Source organism: Acinetobacter boissieri (assembly GCF_900096955.1).
Taxonomy (GTDB): domain Bacteria; phylum Pseudomonadota; class Gammaproteobacteria; order Pseudomonadales; family Moraxellaceae; genus Acinetobacter; species Acinetobacter boissieri.
The window spans coordinates 107,253-126,213 of record NZ_FMYL01000005.1 but is presented as its reverse complement, the minus strand read 5'-3'; the positions used below and the strand labels follow the sequence as shown (position 1 = coordinate 126,213).

General features: G+C 38.1%; 19 protein-coding genes and 3 tRNA genes. 12 read left to right on the top strand and 10 right to left on the bottom strand.

The window, feature by feature from the left end:
• Positions 1-108 precede the first annotated feature (108 nt).
• From argG to BLS38_RS06580, 5 genes are all read left to right on the top strand, one after another.
• Entirely contained in the window at positions 109-1,464 is a 1,356-nt protein-coding gene (gene argG / locus BLS38_RS06600) for an argininosuccinate synthase (RefSeq protein WP_171258550.1), read from the top strand.
• Positions 1,465-1,642: 178 nt separating this feature from the next.
• Positions 1,643-2,170: a GNAT family N-acetyltransferase gene (locus BLS38_RS06595; RefSeq protein ID WP_092747884.1), complete on the top strand. Its 528-nt coding sequence runs from the start codon at positions 1,643-1,645 to the stop codon at positions 2,168-2,170.
• Positions 2,171-2,299: 129 nt separating this feature from the next.
• A complete protein-coding gene (gene pyrC, locus BLS38_RS06590) occupies positions 2,300-3,334 on the top strand; it encodes a dihydroorotase (RefSeq protein ID WP_092747882.1) in 1,035 nt (344 codons plus the stop codon).
• On the top strand, positions 3,319-3,978 hold the full coding sequence (rnt, locus tag BLS38_RS06585; RefSeq protein WP_092747880.1) for a ribonuclease T: 660 nt from the start codon (positions 3,319-3,321) through the stop codon (positions 3,976-3,978). Before pyrC ends, rnt begins: the two co-directional genes overlap by 16 nt.
• 20 nt (positions 3,979-3,998) lie before the next feature.
• Positions 3,999-4,074: transfer RNA gene (locus BLS38_RS06580), tRNA-Glu, on the top strand.
• An 18-nt stretch (positions 4,075-4,092) separates the two neighbouring features.
• On the opposite strand, the gene BLS38_RS06575 is transcribed toward BLS38_RS06580, so the two are convergent.
• On the bottom strand, positions 4,093-4,998 hold the full coding sequence (locus BLS38_RS06575; RefSeq protein ID WP_171258547.1) for a LysO family transporter: 906 nt from the start codon (positions 4,996-4,998) through the stop codon (positions 4,093-4,095).
• Between the two features lie 186 nt (positions 4,999-5,184).
• Here BLS38_RS06575 and BLS38_RS06570 point away from each other — a divergent pair, with 186 nt between their 5' ends.
• From BLS38_RS06570 to BLS38_RS06560, 3 genes are all read left to right on the top strand, one after another.
• Positions 5,185-6,084 (top strand): lipase family protein, encoded by a 900-nt coding sequence (locus BLS38_RS06570; RefSeq protein ID WP_092747876.1) that lies wholly within the window; start codon positions 5,185-5,187, stop codon positions 6,082-6,084.
• Positions 6,085-6,161: 77 nt separating this feature from the next.
• A tRNA-Glu gene (locus tag BLS38_RS06565) sits at positions 6,162-6,237 on the top strand.
• A 34-nt stretch (positions 6,238-6,271) separates the two neighbouring features.
• Positions 6,272-6,347, top strand: a tRNA-Glu gene (locus BLS38_RS06560).
• Between the two features lie 175 nt (positions 6,348-6,522).
• Here BLS38_RS06560 and BLS38_RS06555 read toward each other — a convergent pair.
• From BLS38_RS06555 to BLS38_RS06540, 4 genes are all read right to left on the bottom strand, one after another.
• Positions 6,523-6,975, bottom strand: coding sequence for a DUF2726 domain-containing protein (locus BLS38_RS06555; protein ID WP_092747874.1), 453 nt, complete (start codon positions 6,973-6,975; stop codon positions 6,523-6,525).
• A gap of 73 nt (positions 6,976-7,048) precedes the next feature.
• Complete coding sequence (locus BLS38_RS06550; protein WP_171258546.1) at positions 7,049-7,786, bottom strand: CTP synthase C-terminal region-related (seleno)protein; 738 nt, start codon at positions 7,784-7,786, stop codon at positions 7,049-7,051.
• A 180-nt stretch (positions 7,787-7,966) separates the two neighbouring features.
• Positions 7,967-8,419, bottom strand: a complete 453-nt coding sequence (locus BLS38_RS06545) for a hypothetical protein (RefSeq protein WP_092747870.1) — start codon at positions 8,417-8,419, stop codon at positions 7,967-7,969.
• Positions 8,420-8,484: 65 nt separating this feature from the next.
• Positions 8,485-11,361, bottom strand: a complete 2,877-nt coding sequence (locus BLS38_RS06540) for a LysM peptidoglycan-binding domain-containing protein (RefSeq protein ID WP_092747868.1) — start codon at positions 11,359-11,361, stop codon at positions 8,485-8,487.
• Positions 11,362-11,560: 199 nt separating this feature from the next.
• Here BLS38_RS06540 and dnaQ point away from each other — a divergent pair, with 199 nt between their 5' ends.
• Positions 11,561-12,892 (top strand): DNA polymerase III subunit epsilon, encoded by a 1,332-nt coding sequence (dnaQ, locus tag BLS38_RS06535; protein WP_092747866.1) that lies wholly within the window; start codon positions 11,561-11,563, stop codon positions 12,890-12,892.
• 74 nt (positions 12,893-12,966) lie between these two features.
• Complete coding sequence (gene nudC / locus BLS38_RS06530; RefSeq protein ID WP_092747864.1) at positions 12,967-13,713, top strand: NAD(+) diphosphatase; 747 nt, start codon at positions 12,967-12,969, stop codon at positions 13,711-13,713.
• On the opposite strand, the gene BLS38_RS06525 is transcribed toward nudC, so the two are convergent.
• From BLS38_RS06525 to BLS38_RS06515, 3 genes are all read right to left on the bottom strand, one after another.
• Positions 13,705-14,574 carry an alpha/beta hydrolase gene (locus BLS38_RS06525; protein ID WP_092747862.1) on the bottom strand — a complete coding sequence of 290 codons (870 nt, stop codon included), beginning with the start codon at positions 14,572-14,574 and terminating at the stop codon, positions 13,705-13,707. The genes nudC and BLS38_RS06525 overlap by 9 nt on opposite strands.
• Before the next feature lie 26 nt (positions 14,575-14,600).
• Positions 14,601-15,260 carry a BON domain-containing protein gene (locus tag BLS38_RS06520; protein ID WP_092747860.1) on the bottom strand — a complete coding sequence of 220 codons (660 nt, stop codon included), beginning with the start codon at positions 15,258-15,260 and terminating at the stop codon, positions 14,601-14,603.
• Between the two features lie 62 nt (positions 15,261-15,322).
• Complete coding sequence (locus BLS38_RS06515) at positions 15,323-15,724, bottom strand: YraN family protein (protein WP_092747858.1); 402 nt, start codon at positions 15,722-15,724, stop codon at positions 15,323-15,325.
• Between the two features lie 90 nt (positions 15,725-15,814).
• Here BLS38_RS06515 and rsmI point away from each other — a divergent pair, with 90 nt between their 5' ends.
• Both rsmI and BLS38_RS06505 read left to right on the top strand, forming a co-directional pair.
• Positions 15,815-16,648, top strand: coding sequence for a 16S rRNA (cytidine(1402)-2'-O)-methyltransferase (gene rsmI / locus BLS38_RS06510; protein ID WP_092747856.1), 834 nt, complete (start codon positions 15,815-15,817; stop codon positions 16,646-16,648).
• A gap of 110 nt (positions 16,649-16,758) precedes the next feature.
• Positions 16,759-17,301, top strand: a complete 543-nt coding sequence (locus tag BLS38_RS06505) for a pilus assembly FimT family protein (protein ID WP_092747854.1) — start codon at positions 16,759-16,761, stop codon at positions 17,299-17,301.
• 22 nt (positions 17,302-17,323) lie between these two features.
• Here the strand turns inward: BLS38_RS06505 and apbC are convergent, their stop codons facing one another.
• Together apbC and BLS38_RS06495 are read right to left on the bottom strand one after the other, a co-directional pair.
• A complete protein-coding gene (gene apbC, locus BLS38_RS06500) occupies positions 17,324-18,457 on the bottom strand; it encodes an iron-sulfur cluster carrier protein ApbC (RefSeq protein ID WP_092747852.1) in 1,134 nt (377 codons plus the stop codon).
• Positions 18,458-18,580: 123 nt separating this feature from the next.
• Positions 18,581-18,949: a hypothetical protein gene (locus BLS38_RS06495; RefSeq protein ID WP_092747850.1), complete on the bottom strand. Its 369-nt coding sequence runs from the start codon at positions 18,947-18,949 to the stop codon at positions 18,581-18,583.
• Positions 18,950-18,961: the final 12 nt, after the last annotated feature.

The window sequence follows — 18,961 nt, the reverse complement described above, 5'->3', positions numbered from 1 at the left end:
TAAGCAGTGCTGTGATTATATTGCGTTTTAACCATGCAAATAATGAACAAAACTTATAGAATAGAACAAAATTCTTTCAATGATGCTCATTATGGTAATGGGTTTATAATATTAGGATCTACAATGACTGATCATGCAACAATTTTGCAAAGCATACCTGTAGGTAAAAAAGTAGGTATCGCTTTTTCTGGTGGCTTAGATACTTCAGCTGCTTTACTTTGGATGAAACAAAAAGGCGCACAGCCTTATGCATATACTGCAGATTTGGGCCAACCTGACGAAGATGACTACCATGCTATTCCAAGAAAAGCAGAACAATATGGTGCAGTAAAAGCCCGCCTTGTCGATTGTCGCTTACAGTTGGCACTAGAAGGTATTGCTGCGATTCAGTGTGGAGCGTTCCACATTAGTACAGGTGGTATCCCTTACTTCAATACCACACCCCTTGGCCGTGCTGTTACAGGAACAATGCTTGTCACAGCCATGAAAGAAGATGATGTCAATATTTGGGGCGATGGCTCTACCTATAAAGGCAATGACATCGAACGTTTCTACCGTTACGGCCTACTAACCAATCCAAATTTAAAAATTTATAAGCCATGGTTAGACCAACAGTTTATTGATGAGCTCGGTGGTCGTACAGAAATGTCGCAATTTTTGATCGACAATGGCTTTGACTATAAAATGTCAAAAGAAAAAGCATATTCAACGGACTCAAACATGCTTGGTGCAACACACGAAGCAAAAGATTTAGAATACTTAAATGCAGGCATGAAAATTGTTGAGCCAATTATGGGCGTTGCCTTTTGGCGTGATGATGTCAAAGTAGATGCTGAAGAAGTCAGCATAACTTTCGAAGAAGGTATGCCTGTTGCACTTAATGGTCAACGCTTTGACAACCCTGTAGACCTTATTTTAGAAGCCAATGCCATTGGTGGCCGTCATGGTTTAGGCATGTCAGACCAAATTGAAAACCGAATTATTGAAGCAAAATCACGTGGTATTTATGAAGCGCCGGGTATGGCACTGCTTCATATTGCATACGAGCGTTTAGTGACTGGTATTCATAATGAAGACACCATTGAACAATACCGTATTAATGGTTTACGTTTAGGTCGCCTACTCTATCAAGGTCGTTGGTTTGACTCTCAAGCCCTGATGCTACGTGAAACAGCACAGCGTTGGGTTGCCAAAGCCATTACAGGTAAAGTGACCCTTGAATTACGCCGTGGTAATGACTTTAGTATTCTAAATACTGAATCTGAAAACCTCACTTACGAAGCTGAACGTTTAACCATGGAAAAAGGCGATTCAAGCTTTAGTCCAATGGACCGTATTGGCCAGCTTACTATGCGTAACTTAGACATTAAAGACACACGCAGCAAACTTGGCATCTATAGCCAAACAGGCTTATTGTCTATTGCTCAAGGTTCAGCTGTACCACAGCTTGACACTAAAAAATAATTCGCTGAAATCACCACCTCAATTGAAGATTAATTGAGGTGGTTTCTAATAATAAAAAACCATCACCATACAATTAACTTAAATCGCAAAATAACAATATCTCAATCACTTCATTACAGACACTTGAACTATAAATACACGTCAATTAACATGAGCAAAAGCATGCTAGACATAAAAAATGAACCACATAGACATATTAAAAATACAAGACATTCAACCATTCCAACAACAACTCTACACACTGTTTGAAGACTGTATTGAAAGCGGTGCATCTATTGGTTTTTTAACACCCACTCAACCAGAAGAAATCAATGATTATCTGACCGAAGTTAATCATCAAATACGCCATGCTCAAAAGCATTTTTTTATTGCCACAAAAAATGAAACGGTTATTGGTAGTGTTCAGTTATCTTTAACTCAAAAAAGAAATGGACAACATCGTGCCGAAGTTGAAAAACTGATGGTACTTTCATCACAAAGAAAGCAAGGCATAGCCACATTACTATTAAATGCCCTAGAGGACTGTGCTGCCCATTTAAATATTCAACTCTTGGTTTTAGATACACGTGTAGGTGATATTTCAGAGCAGTTATATCTCAAACAAGGCTTTATTCGTGCAGGCATGATCCCTCATTTTGCGTTAAGCTCAGATGGTGAATACGCCGGTACAGCCATCTACTATAAAATGATTGCCCAACAACAATAGCTGATCTATAAGATTTAGTGATTTTGACTGTACTATTAGTACACAACTTATAGCTTCTTACCTCAATCGGATTATGAATTTTAGGCATTATGCATTATCATTTACTAAATTTAGCCATTAGACTTCACTGTGAATACAATAACACTGACTCAGCCAGATGACTGGCATGCTCACTTAAGAGATGGCAAAGCCTTAGAACGTACTGTTCCAGACCTTGCAAGCCAATTTCACCGTGCCATTTGCATGCCCAACCTTGTTCCACCCGTAAAAACAGTAGAAGAAGCGCTTGCGTATAGAGCACGTATCATGGCACATGTACCCGAAGGTGTGGCATTTGACCCACGCATGGTACTGTATCTCACAGATCATACGTCACCCGATGAAATTCAAAAAATAAAACATTCTGAGCACGTGAATGCCGTTAAACTTTATCCTGCAGGCGCAACAACTAATTCGGCCAATGGTGTAAGTGATATACGCAATGTATATGCTGTGCTTGAGCAACTCGAAAAATACCAAATCCCTCTACTTCTACACGGCGAAGTTACACATTCGCATATAGATATTTTCGACCGTGAAAAACGCTTTTTAGATGAAGTTTTACAACCTGTCATCCAACAGTTTTCTGATCTTAAAATTGTACTAGAACACATTACCACAGCAGATGCAGCTCAATTCGTACTGGCTCAAGGGCGTAAAGTTGCAGCTACAATTACTCCTCAACATTTATTGTTTAACCGCAATGACATGCTTGTAGGTGGTATTAAACCTCACTTTTACTGCCTGCCGATTTTAAAGCGTCAAAGCCATCAAACGACATTACTTGAAGTCGCAACCAGTGGTAACCCTAAATTTTTCTTAGGCACAGACAGTGCGCCACATGCACAAGATGCGAAAGAAAATGCATGTGGTTGTGCAGGATGTTATAGCGCCTTCACTGCCATTGAACTCTATGCTCAAGCATTTGATCAAGTTGGAAAAATTGAACGCTTAGAAGGGTTTTCTAGCCACTTTGGTGCAGATTTTTATGGTTTGCCACGTAATACTCAACAGATTACCTTGGTCAAAGAAGATTTTGTAATACCAGAATCATTTGATTATTTAGAAGACCAAAAAATTATTCCATTACTTGCAGGAAAAACGCTTCAATGGAGAAAAATGTGACTGTAGAACAAATTCCTCTTATTGGACAACGTTTCCGTGGCTTTCTACCTGTCGTTGTTGATGTTGAAACCGCTGGTTTTAACGCACAAACAGATGCTCTACTTGAAATTGCCTGCATCCCAATTATTTATAATGATGCTGGGCAATTTATTCCCGGCCCATCTATTCATGCACATATTAATCCGTTTTTAGGCGCAAACTTAGACAAACGCTCACTCGAATTTATTGGCATAGATCCTTTTAGTCCTTTACGTATTGCAATGGCTGAAGATGAAACCAGTGCACTAAAACGAATTTTTAAAACGATTACTGAAGTACGTCGCCAGCAAAAGTGTAGCCATGCCGTATTAGTGGGTCATAATGCACATTTTGATTTGGGCTTTTTACAAGCGGCAGTTACCCGTACTGCAACTAAAAACCAAAACCCTTTTCATAGTTTTTCGGTATTTGATACAGTAACACTTAGTGCAGTTATGTTTGGGCAAACCGTATTGGCAAAGTCTTGCATACAAGCAGGTATCGATTTTGATGGTAAAGAAGCGCACTCCGCGTTATACGATACACAAAAAACGGCTGAATTGTTTTGCTATATTTTGAACAAACTCTCCCCCCAAACCCTTGACAGTTTGATGACAGATCAATAAGATACCGTCATCTTCTAAACGTCCCTATCGTCTAGAGGCCTAGGACATCGCCCTTTCACGGCGGTAACCGGGGTTCGAATCCCCGTAGGGACGCCAATCTATTTTATGCCATACTCAGCGTAGCGATGCACAAATTATAATTAAAAATGGTGCAAGCAAACTCAATATAAACCCACTAAAAATTGCAATTTGTACATCACTTGGAGTACAGTTCTTTTTTACAAAAGGTAGCGTTGAATCCATTGCTGTTGCACCACAAATACCTAATGCACTTAATGAAAAACGGCGTCCAAATAAGTAAATAAAAATAATTGAAAATATTTCTCTAAACAGATCTGTCAGTAAAGCAAACCCACCCAGTTGATTACTTTGAGTTAATTCAGCAACCAATGAACCCGACAAACTAAACCAGCCAAGCCCTCCACCCAACATCATCAACGTTAAAGTGTCTTGTGGGTAAAACCAACTCAAAACCCATGCTACTAGAGGCCATACCAATAATGCCATGAGAGGAACATAAAGATGCTGTTTAGTTATTCTTTCAATTTTTACGGTAGAAAGCTCAGCACCAATCATAAAGATCACCAAATACAGTAAATATCCAGATAGATTGACCGACCGTGCACTATTGGGTAACAAGAAGTATAAAACACCTCCAATCACCACCATTAAAATCGCTAAAAAACAGGCTTTTATTGGAGCAATAATCTCTTTCAAAGAGATCACTTGCGTATTCGTCATTTGGGGATTACGTTGAAATGGCATCAATGCCAAAAATGTAACGACAGATAATAAGCCGGCATACAACATGGCTGACCCAACAATACTTAAGCCTGTTTTGGGGTTTGCTAATACTTCTCCAAATTGCATACCCACAGAAATCAACAACAACCAAATAAAATAACCGATGCTTTTTGAAAAAAAGCGATGTAAACGTGTGTTGGCATTTTTCCCCACAAGCCAACCAAATAATAATGCACACGTAATCGGCCAAATGGCTTGAAAAAGTAAAATCAACATAAATAAAAAACCAAGTTTATATAAAATAAGTTTTGCTATCAGTAACGTAACCATCATAAGTATAGCACTGGCAAAATAACGAGATAATTTTTATAAAAAATCAATGCTGTAAAAATGTAGTTTTATACTTTCAAATACAGAAACTCACATATAATCAATTTAAATTCTAGATTCTATATTTAAAAAATGAAAGTTATTTTTATTCATGGCATTAATCAGCAAAACTTAGATGCACATCGCTTTAAACAACATTGGAAAAATGTGTTTTCACTCGGGCTTAATAAAAACAATCTAACGCTAGAAAGCGCACAAACAACGCTCGAGTTCCCATTTTACGGCGATATCTTAACCGAATATAATCTTAAAAATGCAATTAACTTAGATACAATGCGACCACACTGGCATTTTTTGGATAGACTCAAACACTTACATCAACACAAAACACCAAACACCTCATTACGCATACTTCCACACTATCAGTACAATACCAAAATGACATTACGAGAAAAACTCTTTCAGTTCTCACAAATCACAAAAGACCGTGCACTGAAAGAAATGGTCATTTTACTCAATCATTTCCCAAACTTACATGAATCATTGGTAGAAAAATTTATTGCTGAGGCCTATTTGTACTGGTATCAAGCCACGTTCAAACAAGCCATCCACCAAAGAATTAAAACCTGCTTCGAACCCGGTCAAAAACATATTGTTGTTGCACACTCTTTGGGTACTGTAATTGCATATAATCTATTACACGAATTATCTTCTGAATATCACGTAGAACGATTTATTACGCTTGCCTCGCCCCTACCTTTTAATGTGGTACAAAAACATATTCAACAACCCATGAGCCGACCACGTGTATTACAAGGTGACTGGTATAATTTCTATTCTAAAGATGACTATTTAACGACTTTTCCAATGTCTCCTCCCTTATTTGATTTTGAACCACAGATTCATAATAGATTAATTACGACATTTGTAGATAAACCACATGAAATTATTGGTTATTTACAACACCCAAGTATTATTCGTTGTATTTTTGAACACACATCAGCCTTGAAAGCAAATCAACACGTTTTTTAAACAAGTAATCTAAATATTTACTAAAAAGGTTTGACAGTATCATCAAACACAACTAATATACGCCCACCTTCTGATGTGTCCCTATCGTCTAGAGGCCTAGGACATCGCCCTTTCACGGCGGTAACCGGGGTTCGAATCCCCGTAGGGACGCCAAATTTTATAGATTCATCAGACAGTTACTCTAAATGTCCCTATCGTCTAGAGGCCTAGGACATCGCCCTTTCACGGCGGTAACCGGGGTTCGAATCCCCGTAGGGACGCCAAATTCTAAAAAGCTCAGTCTAATAAAGACTGAGCTTTTTTTATGTCAAAATAAAGTTATCTATCTTTAATTGTATAAAAATACGCGATCATCTTTTTATAAATAGATGATTGGCTAAAAACTTATAATCGCTCAAATATCCGTATATTATTCAATAAAAATATAATACTGAATAGTTAAAGCAACCCTAAACCCAAGTCTGAACGAATCTTTTGTACTTCGGGTGTTCTTTTGTATCGGATAACTTTAAAACCTGCCTCATTAACCAAAGCATCTCTCTGAGTATCTCTTTCTTCTTGGCCGTTATGTGAAGCATCGTCAAGTTCAATCACTGCTACAACATTAAAATGCTTATCTACAACAACAAAATCGGCAAACTTTCGATTAAACAATGCTCTCGTTGCATATCCTTTTGCTGTCATAAATGCACTAAAAGAAACTTGGGCTAAAATATAGTATTCAGGCAATGCCTCATTTAATCGATTGAACATGGGTTGTTCATTCATTGTAAGTACGCGTTTTCCTGTAATAGGCGTTCTATTATTTTTTGTATGTTTATCAATTTTTTTATTTTTAATGACAAAAAAAACAATACCAAAAATAAGTACCATAATGATGAGTAAACTCATACTTCCCCCAATATCATATAAAATAAATACAGACTAAAATCTTAGATAAACCAACATATTAAACATACTCTATTCAAATTAAATCTGCTGTACAACACTGTTTATTTTCGATTGCCGCCAAAACAAAATAATTCACAATAGGATGTAATACCCCCTGAAAAGCTGTGCGCTCTGGCTGATAAGATGTAGCAACAAAAAAAGGATGATCCGAAATTTCGAATGCTCGTACATTGCCATGATCATCAAATGCTGAAAACTTCAATGTATCTCTTTCAAAATATGTACAATAACTTTCATTCAAGCCAAAACTACAATGGTATTGCTCTTCGATCCGATCTACCCCGTATATACGATGCAAAAGTGTTCCATTTACCACAGACACCCTATCGCTCTTTTCTACAAGCGCACATGATAAAGGCGTGATAATTTGGGTCATTGAATCCGGATTAACTTCTGCATGGTCTGCGTTGTTCAACAGTAGAACATTTCTCGCATACTCAATCAAAGCATGCTGATAACCACCACATGTACCTAAAAAAGGAATATGCTGAGTTCTCGCATAATTTAAAACATTCAATACACCTGACATATTTTCATAAGGGCTTGCAGGAACACACCAAATCGCATCGTACAAAGAGAATTGTGAAACAATATCTTGATTAATGTCACGTGTCTGTACGCAATGGTATGTGAATTTACCCTTGTATTTTGAGTCTGCGATAAAGAGTGAATGATTAATTGCTTTATGTGCTAATACTTGACCTGAGAAATCACCTAATAAACAAATATTTGCAATATTTACTGTATCCAATCGTATTTTCCTTATATTTTTTATAACTTTAATTGGCTAGATCATTTTTGCGTACAGTAATATTTAGCAAACTAAAAAATCTATGGTATTGAAACTGAATGAAGTACCATTAAAAAACTCTAGACAACCACGAATGTTCGCTGACTCACATGATTTATTATATAACAGCAAAAGCATTTTTTAGGCTTTTCTTTGGTACTGCTCGGTAATTAAGTTTGCATCTTGCTTTATTTTTTCAGCAGAAATGACGCCTTTGTATAGAAATAAAGGAAGCCCATCTTCTATGGTCATCGTTTTCATTGCATGTTCACCATCTCTATATTCAAAAATAGCAATTGGATATTGATCACGATCAACAATAAAAAAACGCTTGTTCTTCACAACAACGCTGCAGTGAGGAAATTCTTGCTTTAACAGTCGAAGAAAGACACTTGCATTTGCAGACAAGAGATTTAACGCTCTAATCCGATCAGCATCAGATAAGTAGACCACTTTGCGATACTGTCTTTCACTATAAGAGTATCCTTTTTTATGTTCTTTATTTACTGGGTTTTGTACTTGATCACGGCGAGATGTTTTACCAAGTATAAAACCCAAGAGCCCCCCTACAACAAATAATATAATTGCACTCATCTTAAAACTCAGTTGGTCTATCAAAAAATAGATGCTTAATGATTTAAGCATCTATTTATAAAAATTTATTTGTTCGGGACTTGTATGACTATCCCAATTTTTAATGGCTTACCGGTAGATGTATCATTCATTTCTGCCAAATCTTTTGAGTCTATATCGTACTTCGTTGCAAGCTTAGTCCAATTGTCACCAGATTTAACTTTGTAAGAGATAGTTTTCTTGGGAACATCTATTTGCTGACCGGGTTTGAGCATAGATTTTACAGAGATATCATTTATTTCCGCCAATTCTTTGATCGTTAAATCATAACGTTTAGCAATACTATTAAAAGAATCTCCGGCTTTCACTGTATAGCTTTCTGTTGCACGTGTAGACGTTGATTTTTTAGGACTTGGATCAGACTTTGTTACGACTGACTTAGTGCTTACTGTGGGTTGGTCTGCTTCAACCAACGTAAGCTTTTGTCCAGCATGAACTGTAGACTTTGTTGATAAACCATTGAGTCTAGCTAAATAACTTGGCTGAAAGTTAAAGTTTGCCGCAATGGTTGCCAACGTATCGCCACGTTGCACAATATACTCTTGAGGCTGGTCAACTTTAGGTACTTTGATAATCTCACCCACTTTGACCACATGATTGGCTTTCACTTGGTTCATCTTTGCTAATTCTGCAACAGATAAATCAAACTTATCCGCAATTATGGCAAAGTTTTCTTTACGCTGTACTTTGTATAATTCTGTTTTTAAACGAGCAAGATCGTGCGGTTTATCGTTTTGATCAGCATTACTGTCATCTTGTGGCACATTGATTTTCTGCCCGACCATTAAACCAGAAGATACCGTCAAATTAGGCGTTAAATCAGCGAGTGCTTGCACCGAAACATCATAACGCTCGGCAATTAGTCTTAATGACTCCCCTCGTTTCACTGTATACAATACAGTTTTAGGTGGCTTGTTTTTTGTATTTTTACTACTTACTAATGGCTCTTTTGGTGCTTTCAAATGTAGTTTTTGTCCAACCATCACATTACTGTTGACCTGCAAATCATTCCAATCAGCGAGGTCTTTGATAGATATTCCATATTGGCTCGCAATCGCAGTTAAACTATCATTCGCCTTTACTGTATAAATTTCAGGCTTAGATGGTGTACTCGCCACTTGTACTTGAGGCTTTGCATCGTAAAGATATAAAATATTACCTACATATAATGATGCATTTGGATCAATTTGGTTCCATTTCGCAATATCTCTCCAGTTCACGCCATTTTTTGCTGCAATCGTGGCTAACGTATCGCCTGCTGTCACGGTATATGTACTACGACTGCCTTTGGGTTGTTCATTGTTATCTGTGCTAGGTTTACCTTTACTCTCATCTGAAGCAAAACTTTTCGTCACTTCTTTGCCTTGACTGTCTGCAATAGACTGGCTAGTTTGAATCGCCGTTAATTTAATTTTACCGTCATAAGGATCAACGACCTCTGTACCCACAGGTGCAATCGCTTTAATTTCGCTAATTACTTGTTGCTGTTCAGCTTTATTTGCGATCGGTTGTACGACAGAAGATACTGTTTGTTTGGCATCATCTGCTTGAATTTGAGCCACAATTCGATCGCGCTCTTTCGTCGAAATTGGCGGTTCAACATTAACCGGTTTCTGCAAACCAGATGCAGTAGTCACAGCAACAGGGATACGTGGCGCACTCGGTACATCTGCATTACTTGCAAACGTTGCAAGGTCATTAGCATCTTTAGGTGTAACTCTTTTTTGTGTTGTAATTACTACAGGTTTTATTACATTTGGCGTTGATTTGATCACCACAGGTGCAGGGCTCGTATTTACCCACAATGATGCTGAACCATTCCCTTTCAATGCAGATATTTTTTGATCGACACTTAAATTTACATCTGAAGGAATCAAAATTCGCCCTGGACTTGAAGCATCGATAAAATCACCACGATACCCTGGATTTAATGTAGAAAGTTCTGTACGAGACTGGCCTGTAAGTTCAGCGATTTGTAATAAAGAAACACCGGGTTGTACCTGTATTTCTCTAAAGTGAGGACGGTTTGCAATCGGTGGCAAAGTAATGCCATAGGTTTTTTGATCTTTAACAATTTGTGCGACAGCTAAAAATCGTGGTACATAGTTCATGGTTTCTTGAGGTAGTTTTAAAGACCAATAGTCTGTTGGCAAACCTGCTGCCGCATTACGATTAATGGCTTGTTGTACACGCCCTGGACCCGCATTATATGCAGCCAATGCAAGTTCCCAAGAGCCAAATTGGTTATATAGCGAACCTAAAAACTCATATGCAGCACGTGTAGACTCAACAACATCACGGCGAGCATCATAAGAGCCACTTTGTTGTAAGCCATAAATCTTGCCAGTACTTGGAATAAACTGCCACAACCCTGCTGCTGCTGCTGAACTAGTTGCAGATGGATCATAAGAACTTTCAATAACAGGCAATAATGCAAGTTCTGTTGGCATACCACGGCGTTCAGCCTCTTTGACAGTATGATATAGATAGCGACTTGCACGAGCACTTAAACGATCTAAATAAGGTTGGCGAGAAATAAACCAATTTCGTTGAGCTTCTATGCGTGGATCCCATTTTGTTTCATCCATTTTAAAGCCAACGGTCATACGCTTCCACACATCACCATGTTTTAAAATAAGTAGTCGATCGCCTTCTACAGCTCTCATATCTGTTGCAGATAGTAAGTCTTCTAAAGAATCTAAAGAACTGGCATCTAAATAATTGGCACCTGTATTATTAGTAGAATTTTTAGCAGGTATATTCACTTTATGTACGGTGGAGGTTGTTGCTGTAGACGCACATCCTGTTGTAAGTAATAGCCCTAAAACAGTTGAGCCAAGTAATGACATTTTAAATTTTTTAGATACAGAAGAGTGCCACAGTACTGTGGTAGATTTAAACATATACAATCCCAAATGCGTCGTGAGCTACTAATTTTTCAGCTATTTTATGCGAGCCTATGATTCAAGCAAGTAAATAATACTCGCAAACTTAGCTTAAATGTTACAATAAATAAAAAAAGCAACCTGCTATACTAAAACAGGTCTATCCCTAGGTTAGAATACGTCTTTATTACTCTATTTTTAGTTTTGGTTTTGTATCATGTCACAAACAATTACACTCTACGTTGATGGTGCTTGCAAAGGGAATCCCGGTTTAGGTGGCTGGGGGGCTTACATTGTGACAGAAAAAGAGGAATACCAACGCTATGGCGGTACAGAACTAACAACCAACAATCGTATGGAGCTGACTGCAGCGATTGAGGGTATTCAGTTTTGCCCAATGGATGCGACTTTAATCATTTGGACAGATTCCAATTACGTCAAACGTGGGATTACCGAATGGATTACAGGTTGGAAAAAGAAAAACTGGAAAGATGTTAAAAACCCAGATTTATGGCAACAACTAGATCAAGTCTGCCAAGGGCGTAATATTACATGGCACTGGATTAAAGGCCATGCGGGGCATGCAGGCAATGAAATGGCAGATCAATTGGCAAATCTAGGAGTCAATCAAGTGATGAACGAAAAAAAAAATCCTAAACTAGACGCAGAACAAGACTGGCTACTCAACGATCCTTTTGGATTAGATGAAGCCGAAGCCGAAGCCGAAGCCGAAGCCGAAGCCGAAGCCGAAGCCGAAGCCGAAGAATATACCGACGTGGCCAGCACACAACACCCACAAATTAAAATCACACCAGCCCAACAACAGCTACAGGGTCAACGACAGCTTATTTTAGATACAGAAACGACAGGTTTTTACTTTCAAGACGGCGACCGAATTATTGAGGTGGGTGCAGTTGAAATGATTAACCGCAAACTTACAGGTAGTTCTATCCATATTTATATTAACCCCAAGAAACCAGTGGGTGATTCTGTAAATGTACATGGTATTACTGACGAGTTTTTGCAAGATAAACCTATTTATCAAGAGATTGCGCAACCCCTGTTTGATTACCTGCAAGGTGCTGAAATTATTGCCCATAATGCAACATTCGATATGAACTTCTTAAATATGGAGTTTGAAAAAGCGGGGCTGCCTAAACTCTCTACGGTTTGCACAGTCACAGATACTTTGGCTATGGCAAAGAGTAAACATCCTGGGCAAAAAAACTCACTCGATGCTTTAGTTAGACGTTACGAAATTCCTGCACGAGACAGAACCTACCACGGCGCTTTACTTGATGCTGAAATTTTAGCAGACGTATACTTGACCATGACAGGTGGCCAAGTATTACTAGATATCGATCAATCTCAGCAAAACCAAAATGAACGTACTCAACAAGCAAATCCGATCACGGCACATTTAAAACTTGTAGTGATTACACCAAGTGATGCTGAACTCGAGCAACACGAACAATGGGTAAAAAACATAGAAAAGAAAAATGGCGAGCCTTGCTTTTTCTCACAATCAAAAGCAACAATAAGTGTATAAAGAAAATGTTTTATTTACCACACGAACAATTTATGCTGACTAAACAATCATTCTACTGAAAAGATGCTACAGCGATGACCAAACTTGCCAAAGCCTATATACATCAACAACAACAACTTTTAGTTGATGATGCGCTCAACATACCCTCTTTAAGCATACAAACAGATGATGTGCTCGTACAAAAACACCCTCACATTGTGGCAAGAGAATGGCCAAGCCAGCAAAGTGTACCTCAAACATTTCAATTTGTTACACTCAGACAACTCATTCCACACTGGTCAAGCATTCAAGCTGAAGAGGCCAGCCGTGCAATTCAGCTCCTTGAATGGAAAAAAAATCATCAATTTTGTGGTCGCTGTGGCGAAAAAACCACACAGCACCACAGTGAATACTGCATGTGTTGCCCAAGCTGTGCTTTACGCCAATACCCTCGCATTAATCCATGTGTCATTACAATTATTACTAAAGGTGACCAAGTTTTACTGGCAAAATCTATTCACCGCAAAGACAATATGTATGGCCTAATCGCAGGGTTTGTAGAAGTTGGTGAAACGCTTGAACAAGCTGTTGCTAGAGAAACACTCGAAGAAGTTGGTATTCGAATTAAAAATATCAAATACCTTGCCAGCCAGCCTTGGCCATTTCCAAGCAATTTAATGCTTGGATTTCATGCCGAGTACGACAGTGGTGACATTACTGTACAAGAAGATGAAATTGCCGATGCGCAGTTTTTTGACCGCAATACTTTACCAGATATTCCTTTTGCAGGCAGTATTGCACATACGCTGATTAAAGCTTGGATCAATAAAACGTTAGTTTAAAACCTTCGCCAAATAACTTAGAATTAATCGCTTGGTTGCAAAATAGTCGGAGAAACGACTCGATAAACTACCAACCAAGCTAATATGCCCTGCATAAGGCACACGTTCAAATGTACTCTCATTACCGGCTCTACACAGTGCGTAATGCATGTCTTTACTATTATGCGAAGCAACAATAAGGTCTAACTCAGCAATCAATAAAAGATGCTGGATATTATTTTTTTTCACATAATAATATGGCATGACCTGTTTATAATGTTGCTCTAGCGGAAAAGCCTGCTGTAAATTTGCATCATTGGCATAATTAAAATGATAAGGCCCTGCTAAGCCAATCACAGCCTTAATCTGACTCATGCAATTAAAAGTATAATCTGGCGCTTGAGCATATAATGCAGACATAATATTAAATGCACCTGCTGAATGCCCCATTAATATCAAATTTTCTGTAGAAATGGAAAGCGCTTGTTGCTGTGAATGCACGTAATTTACAGCATGTATAAGGTCATCGACATACTCTGGAAATTTATGCTGTGGTGCTAAACGATAATTCAACACCACCACATCAAAACCTTCTTTTGCGAAACTCTCTGCAACAAAGGCATAATCAGACTTATCACCTCTAGCCCACGTACCACCATGTACAAAAACCATTAATGCACGATCTTTTCTAGGCGAAACAGCACGGTATAAATCAAAATTTTGTCGCTCATGTTGACCATAAGCAACATTTGCCGTTAAAGCAAAATGAGATGTTCCAATAGACTGATTTAAACGATGACTCACCACTTCATAAACTCTAAAATTTTTCCATGCCTGACGTGCATGTTTTATGCGTGTAGTGATGCGCTGTCGTTTTATCATCTGTATCTATTCGCTATGAACGTTAATTAATTTGTATAAGGTGTTGTATTTGCACCACGCGTATTAGACTCTACAGCAACAGGGGTTTGTACTGTAGGTTGTAACGTGCCTGTCGCATCAATAGGATCAATTAACGTCACAATTTTTGTAACATTACCCACTTGCTCCAATACTTGTTTTAAATCATCAATTTCCGCCTGATTTAAACGACCCATCACATATAAAACAGCATCTTCGGTATGTACAGACACTTTACTATCCGAAATCACAGATGCTTTTGCAATTAAGCCACGTGTGTTCGCTGTTACAGCAGTGTCTTGCATAATCGTGCCATAACTAATTTGTGGCCCTACAGTAATATAATTATGTACAGATTTAACATCACTCATGGCTTTCAGATTATCTTCAGCTAATTTTTTCAAATTAGCGTCTGGTACTTGACCTGTAATAAGCACACTACCAAAAAAGCTACTAATATTGACACGCGATTGCTTAAAACGGTAATCCAATTTAAACAAATTAATATACGCTGTTCTTTCTATAGATTTATCAATAATCGCTTGGCCAAGTGAACGAACACCATTTTGTGTACCGACTGGTGCAGACCCTGTACCACCAGCAATAAAACTTGCACACCCTGACAAACTCGCCACACATAGTAGTGACACTACAATACGCTTAGACACCTTAAAACTCCTTCTGTGCCATTTAGTGTAGTTCCTTACTGGACTCAACACTAAAGTAACCCCTAACTCAAAGTAAATGCATTTTCAATCCAAGTTAAATCATACGCTACTTTAGAAAAATCTGGCTGTGTGTTTTTTGCAATAACATGTTTTAAATCAATACAAATCGCATCAAAACGAAAATCATAGTCTGCATAATGCATATGTTGCATAATAAAGTACTCTGCTGTTTTTATAATCTTCGCTTGTTTACGTTCACCCAATGCATCCACACTTTTCCCATATGCAGTATTCGATCTTGCCTTAACTTCAGTAAAAACAATTAAATCATCTTTTAGAGCCACTATATCTATTTCACCGTAACGTGAAAAATAATTTTGATATAAAATAGAAAAGCCTGTTTGCTGTAGTTGCTCGATTGCAACAACTTCTGCCCATTGCCCTAATCTATTTTGATGTGCCATTGATTACTCACCTCACGACATATATCACCATGTGGTGAAAAAATCAGTTAAACTATCTATTTAATGTAATATAAAGACGAGATCATACTTATGACTGCTCAATTATTTGTTGTTGCAACGCCAATTGGGCACTTAGATGATATCACTTACCGTGCAATAGAAACTTTACGAAATGTTGACCTGATTGCAGCCGAAGATACTCGCCAATCTGCGATGTTACTTAAACATTTTAACATTAACACCCCACTTACGGCGTGCCATGATCACAACGAATCGCATAAAATCGAACAACTGATACAACAACTTCTTGCTGGACAGTCTATTGCTCTGATTAGTGATGCAGGCACACCTTTAATTAGTGACCCTGGCTTCAAACTAGTACGTGCTGTGCAAGCACACAATATTAAAGTGACGCCTATTCCTGGTGCATGTGCTGCTATTGCAGGCCTGAGTGCTGTTGGTTTACCTAGCGACCGCTTTAGTTTTGAAGGATTTTTACCCTCAAAATCATCACAACGTTTGGCGACTTTAGAGCAACTTAAAAATGAAAACCAAACTTTAATTTTTTATGAAGCACCCCACCGTATTTTAGCGTCTATTCAAGATATGATTACGGTTTTTGGGCCAGATCGTCATGTTGGTTTTGCAAGAGAAATTACCAAAACATTTGAAACAATAAAAAAAACCACTTTAGCAGAACTTGCCCAATGGGTTGAAAGCGATAGGAACCAACAAAAAGGGGAAATTGTCGTGATTGTTGCCGGTGCTACTGAAAAAGTAGACTTGCAGGCCGAAAAACTTGATCATATTTTACAGCGTTTATTACAAGACGTTTCAGTAAAAACTGCAGCACAAATTGCAGCAGATTTATTTGATATTAAAAAGAAAGTGGCTTACCAACGTGCATTAGAACTCAGTCAATAATGTAACGCATAACTTGTGGCATATATTATTTATATCGCCACTACAGCGTTATATGTGCAAACTCATAAAATAGGCCTAAATATCTAGCGTTATTTTCATTGAAACAATACATGACTCAAATAAAAATACATCAACAGTACGGATTTACGCTCTTTGAACTGACCATCACATTCACAATTTTAGCAATAGTCACGACATTGGCCTTACCAAAATTCGACCATTTACAAGCTCGCTCAGAAAGTAAAAATATTTATCCTTACTTAAAAACCATTATTCAACAACATAAAGAAAATGCTGTGCTGAAAAGACAAATTATTATTCTATGTCCAAGCAATGACAGTAAAACCTGTAGCGATAGCACGATTTGGAATCATGGCATTTTAGCCGTTCACGATCGCAACAATAACAAAAAATATGACGCTACAGATTCCATGATCACATTTCATCCCAATAAAATTAATCATGGTACGCTGACTTGGAAAGGTGGTATTACATCACCCAAAACAATTATTTTACAAAGTGATACGGGCCTTCCTAGAGGCTCTATTGGTAGCTTCACCTACTGTAGCCATAAATATTCTGCTGATTTATCGCATAAAAGTAGTTTAGGGCTCATGGGACACTTACGCTATGAGAAACTTAATGCCTGTTAACCTAAAGATCATGCTGATTTTTTTAAAAAATACGGCTTTTATCTCGTACACGCTGTGGCACTTTATTTAATTCAACTAACATGTTTTTTGCAATATTGACATAATGCGGTGCAGCATCGTCTTGCGCCAATACACTTGGGTAACCTGTATCTACATTTTTTTGAATACTTTGTAATAAAGGCAATTGCCCCAACAATGGCACAGCGTACTCTTCAGCCAAATGCTGCCCTCCGCCCATACCAAAGATATGATCTTCATGGCCACAATGCGAACAAATATGTATTGCCATATTTTCAACAACACCTAATACAGGAATTGACACCCGCTTAAATAACTCTACCCCTTTTACGGCATCAAGTAATGCGACATTTTGTGGCGTTGTAACCACAACTGCACCCGTTACGGGAATACGCTGTGCTAAAGTTAATTGAATATCGCCTGTACCCGGTGGTAAATCAATCAACAAAAAATCTAGCTGTGGCCATAACGTCTGATTAAATAATTGCATGAGTGCGCCAGTCGCTTTAGGCCCTCGCCATGCCACAGGTGTATTGCCTTTACCTAATAAATGACCAATCGATAACACAGCCATACCATGTGCATTAATTGGAATAAAACGCTCATTTTCAATAATAGGACTTTGCCCTTCACTTCCCAACATCATTGGAATACTTGGACCATAAATGTCTGCATCTAAAATACCGACTTTATGGCCGAGCGACTGGAGTGCTAAAGCTAAATTTACAGTTGTGGTCGATTTACCTACACCACCTTTACCTGATGCCACAACAATCACATGTTGAATCATTGGGTGTGCTGCTAAAGCCTGTTGCTGCGATGGTTTATTCGGTTGAGGACTAACCGTTTCTACGCCTGCTGTTTTTTGTTGAACAATATGTAAATTTAAATGCTTAATGGCATATGGTGCTAACGCTAGAGCAAGTGCGTCACGAAAGACCTGTAACTGTGCCACATCTGCTTTAGATATATCTAACATCAATTGCAAACACTCATCAACATATTGTATCTGTTGAATACTCTCACACAGGAGCTGTCCAGAAGGTAACTGAAATGTCTGTAAAATGCGCTCAATATCTTCTTGATGCTTATTATTGTGTTTCAATAAAGTAGATTTTAATAACGCACGCCACGACATATCAATTCCCCAAAAATTAACAGTAACTTGTTACATATGCTTCATGAAAGCATAAAAAACCGCCTATAAATCTGTAGTCAATTTAGCTACGTTTTATAGGCGGTTGCTAGTAGTAAAAACAGCTTAGAATTTATTTTTCAACTCGTCAAACTTATTTTTTACTGTGTTCTTTAACTCTTCAACTTTGTCTTCTACAGCGTCCTTAAAGTCTCCTGCTTTTTCTTTCGCTTCGTCCATTTTTTCACTCACTGCTGAGTGTGCTGAATCTTTCTTTTCTTCAGCATTTTGCTTCAGTTCGTCAAACTTGTCTTCTGCACCTTGTTTGAATTCGTCAAACTTTTCTTGGCCTTGATCTTTTTTATCTTCGGCATTTTTCTTGAATTCATCAAAAGCATTCTCACCCTGTGCTTGAACCCCTTGAGCTTTTTCTTTAGCAGCATCAGAAAGGTCAGATGCTTTGTTTTTCAATTCGTCAAATTTGCTGTCAGTCATGTTATTTTCCTT